The sequence below is a fragment of the Hydrogenovibrio sp. 3SP14C1 genome (genome assembly GCF_029625905.1).
Taxonomy (GTDB): Bacteria; Pseudomonadota; Gammaproteobacteria; order Thiomicrospirales; family Thiomicrospiraceae; genus Hydrogenovibrio.
Map to the genome: position 1 here is coordinate 1 of NZ_JARTLM010000079.1, position 279 is coordinate 279.

Sequence of the window (279 nt, forward strand, 5' to 3'; positions counted from 1 at the left end):
GTACTGGCCTCGGGCAACCTGGAAATCCTGCTGGAGCCGGCCGCACTGGACGGCGCGATGACGGTGCGCATCATCACCGCCGCACAGGGCTTTGGCCGCGTCTGGGAAGCGGTGATCGGCGATTTCGCACAGCGCCATCCGCTGCGCGATGTACGCATCTCGATCAACGATGCCGGCGCCACGCCGGCGGTGGTCAGCCTGCGCCTGGACCAGGCGGTGGAAACGCTGCTCGCGGGAGATGCACGATGAACCGGACGCAGCGCCACAGCTACTACGAAG

At 67.0% G+C, this 279-nt stretch carries 1 protein-coding gene; it reads left to right on the plus strand.

Features of this window, described 5'->3' with window-relative positions; all coding sequences use genetic code 11:
• The coding region (gene mdcC, locus P8629_RS11715) for a malonate decarboxylase acyl carrier protein (RefSeq protein ID WP_278166304.1) at nucleotides 1-249 on the plus strand (249 nt) is incomplete at its 5' end.
• Nucleotides 250-279: the final 30 nt, after the last annotated feature.